The sequence below is a fragment of the Phytobacter sp. V69 genome (genome assembly GCF_965644215.1).
Lineage (GTDB): Bacteria > Pseudomonadota > Gammaproteobacteria > Enterobacterales > Enterobacteriaceae > Phytobacter.
Window position 1 is genome coordinate 1 of the sequence record NZ_CBFFRL010000319.1, and the last position, 3523, is coordinate 3523.

Genomic DNA, 3523 nt, shown 5'->3' on the forward strand with positions numbered 1-3523 from the left:
CATCCCGCCAAAGCGCGAGCGCCACTTATAGAAACTGGCATTGCTCATACCATGCTCGCGGCACAGTTGAGCCACCGGCGTTCCGGCCTCGGCTTGCTTCAGGATGGACATGATCTGGCTGTCGGTAAAACGTGACTTTTTCATAGAAATCTCCCCGGTTCAGATGACGAGAAAATTCTACTTATCAACACACCGGTTTTTCGGGGGGATTACCGGTGAGCGCGCTGCAGCGCGTATACGTGGCGATATTCCTCGAAGGTTAGAGGCCAAGATGGGCTGAATACGCGTTCTCTCATAGCAAGGAATATAGCGTCTGAATTGCCCTACAAGAAAGGAGGTTATGCAGTAGGGAAGGGAATGCGCGCCGCCAGAACAACGTGTTCCATGTTCTGGTATGTCGGTCGGAATCCAATCCGGTCTAAAGTGCTAGGTGAAACGACTGTATCAGGATCACCCAAGATGGTATCGCCAAGTTCTCGCAGCGATTGGGCAGCACCCGTATACGCTTCTGGTTCATCACCGACCATGCGATATTCCAGGTTCTCACCATGAATTTCCATGACGTTTATCTTTACGTTGTCGTTTTCAGCCATTACAAGCCAGATAAACATGCCACCGGCTGTTTGGCGTACATCGCTAACAATCGCCCCATAGTGCTCCATGATGGCTTGATAAGCGTGTTGCGAAAGTTTGACGTTACGAAAGTCTTCATCGACGAACGCAGAAACGACCTGCGGAACGCGCGCAGGAAAGCCGCCAGGTGGAACCAGTTCGAATTCGAAAACAAAATTCGCGGAGATCTGACCGGATTCGATATGACGGAGATAGAGACGAGCTATACCATCTTCATCAGAAAGAATAGCTAAATGCTCGTCTCCAACGTCATCAATGATATTGGAAAACTCCAGGCAAGCATCACCAGGTTCAAGCCAAATGAGATTCTTATCGTGCCCGTCAATTATCCGTGGTGACATTGCGCCGAGTGTTCCATTCCATTCAGTTGAAACAGTTCAATTGCGCGACGACCGAAATCAGCCAAATTCATCTTCTGAGCAAAGATAGAATCTTCCTGCTTGGTGATTTTTTTGCGGCCATCAGACTCAAGCTGCACTACAACGACTGGTTCGACGCGCTCGCGACGGCCAGCATCGCGCCAATTTTCATGGACGACGATCAGCAGAGGACGACTTTTACGGGTCTTGTTTGAGCGTACTTCGAATTTACCTTGAACGCCGGGTACGCCAAAATTCCCTAAAAGGGCATAGTCATCAGCGATAGTGAATCGAGTATGTGTAATCATATTCACCTCCAGTATTCTTAGTATTCAGTGGGATAACGGAACCTCTTGCGCTGCAAGGGGGATGTCCGTTCGAGCATAATAATGCTTCGTAGTACAAGAAAATATATGACACACATGGCACGTGTATAAGCAATCTACGTCATTACTCAAAAATGATCAAGCAAGTGGTTGTCAGTTACCCAGCAAACAAGGGAGGGTTTGCTGGGTTGCCGTTGCTTTTTTGAAGCTAATTAGACATCCTACGTTCGAGGGGCTGGACAAGCCCGGTTACCCCGGGCGCGTCAGGATGATTTCGTGGCCGGTCGGTGCGGTTCTGGCGGGATGACCGTACCGGCACACGAGAAATTTAACCACTTAAAATATCGGGTATAAAAGGATGGACATTTCGCATGCCGGTCATTCTTCAGCCTTGCCTCACCATTTCAGGTCAACAGAGACGTCTTTGAATACCTGGTAAACCCCCTCATCAGGGAATGCCGGCAAGCTGGCCTGGCTCATCGCACTCATCAGAGTCTGACATAATTTCGGATCCCCCCACTACGCGTACAGATTCTAACTGAGCATTAGGGTTCATTCTGATGTGCAGGCTGCATGATTTTCCCTCCATATCAGTCGCATTGTTTATCCTGCTCCTGATGGCGTGTTGGAGTTGTGAGGCATAGCGGGTTATATTGCGGTTGTCTGCCTGAGATGCTGGCGGCAACATACGTTCAGTCACCTGCTGGCTATCCAGCTGATTATTGTCGTTCGCTGGAGACCTGGCGGGGCCGGGCTGGTACACCTGGTCAGCAATGTCGCGGCGATAATGGCAGTGATGACTCTCATGTTTCGTCCTGAATGAAATGCCGACCGGCGGCCGGAAAAAGGGATAATCGGGAACGGAAGGTTTGCTCAACGGTGAAATTAAGTACCCTCCGTTTACGGTCAGTGGCTGGCTTTCTTAATCGCAGCCTGAATTTGATCTGCGGTCGCAGCGCCTGGGAAGACCGTAATGGTTTTTGGCGTGGCGTTGTTCACCGGCATCACAATCAGCCCCGGTGTACCGGTGAGCCCCAGCGTCTGCGCCAGCTGGTTGTTTTTCTCAAGCTGGCTGCTGTAATCTGCCGCCAGTTTGCCCGTCACACCGGCCTCTTTGGCCGCTGCGTCGATATCCTCTGCGGTCAGCTGGCCTTCATTGTGGCCAGTCTTGTACACGCTGTTATGATACACCGCATAGGCCGCTGCACCCTTCTGTTTCCAGACGTCGATGCCGCGCTGCGCCGCGTTCTCTGAGCTTTCCCAGCGTGACGCGAAGATAGGCCATTCTTTGAAGACGTAGCGCACGTCCGGGCTGGTCTTCATCACCTGCTCCATCACCGGCGCCAGACGGCTGCAGTAGATGCACTGGTAATCAAAGAACTCAATAACCGCCACTTTTGCGTTGTCCGGGCCGACCACCGGCGTATCTGTATCACGCAGCAGCACATCCTGATTTTCCATCACGCTCAGAACCAGCGACTGTTGCTGTCGTTGCTGTTGCTGTTGCTGCAGTTTCTGACTGACCTGGACCAGTACCTCGGGATGTGCCACCAGGTAGTCGGCGGCAATTTGTCCTATCTGCGCTTCCTGTTCGGGCGAGAATACCGGCGCAGGTGCCGCCATCAGTGGGTTTAACTGAAAAATAGTGTATGTTGTAACTACTGCTAACAGTGTTTTCTTAACGTTCATCTGTGTGTTCCTGGGTTTAGCGTTCTTTCTGGATGGTATGGGTGCGTGTAAGTTCTTCGTGTTCGATAGTGCGACCACGCTCCTGCGCTGTCTGCGGCAACGTGACCTCTGCGCGTTTGCGTTCGGCCAGCTCTCCCGCCACGCGCTCAGCAGTGCGTGACAGCTCCTGGACCTCTTTTCCACGGTCAGGCAGTTCAATATGGCTGATATCGGGTATGACCTCCGGCTCTGGCCGCACTGCGTTCGCAATGCGCTCAATCGTCTCTTTGTCCACACTACGGGGTTCCGGTGAGCGCGTGGCGTCAGGCGGTATCACCGGCAGCTCAGGGATAATCTCAGGTGGGATAATGATGTTCTCGGGCTCTGCAGGTTTGTTCAGCATCTGTGCGTGACGGCTGGCCTCCGCCTGTTCTGCCTGATGCTGCTGACTCAGTACCTCAGGAAGGTGCGATTTAATCGTCAATTATGAAAACATAACCCTTTCTTTGACATAGACTTTTCACGATGCCCGCTCTT

At 52.0% G+C, this 3523-nt stretch carries 5 protein-coding genes and 1 pseudogene; all 6 read right to left on the minus strand.

Translation table 11 applies throughout. The features are described 5' to 3' along the window. The coding region (locus tag ACSZPU_RS24390) for a transposase (protein WP_499004156.1) at window positions 1-144 on the minus strand (144 nt) is incomplete at its 3' end. 194 nt (window positions 145-338) lie between these two features. Next, window positions 339-974 (minus strand): hypothetical protein, encoded by a 636-nt coding sequence (locus tag ACSZPU_RS24395; protein ID WP_499004151.1) that lies wholly within the window; start codon window positions 972-974, stop codon window positions 339-341. Further along, complete coding sequence (locus ACSZPU_RS24400; protein ID WP_499004152.1) at window positions 959-1300, minus strand: hypothetical protein; 342 nt, start codon at window positions 1298-1300, stop codon at window positions 959-961. The genes ACSZPU_RS24395 and ACSZPU_RS24400 overlap by 16 nt, the downstream gene beginning before the upstream one ends. A gap of 414 nt (window positions 1301-1714) precedes the next feature. After that, window positions 1715-2006, minus strand: a pseudogene (locus tag ACSZPU_RS24405) (cell envelope integrity TolA C-terminal domain-containing protein). 218 nt (window positions 2007-2224) lie between these two features. Continuing rightward, window positions 2225-3007, minus strand: coding sequence for a DsbA family protein (locus tag ACSZPU_RS24410; protein ID WP_499004153.1), 783 nt, complete (start codon window positions 3005-3007; stop codon window positions 2225-2227). 16 nt (window positions 3008-3023) lie between these two features. Then, window positions 3024-3470, minus strand: coding sequence for a hypothetical protein (locus tag ACSZPU_RS24415; RefSeq protein WP_499004155.1), 447 nt, complete (start codon window positions 3468-3470; stop codon window positions 3024-3026). Window positions 3471-3523 lie beyond the last annotated feature (53 nt).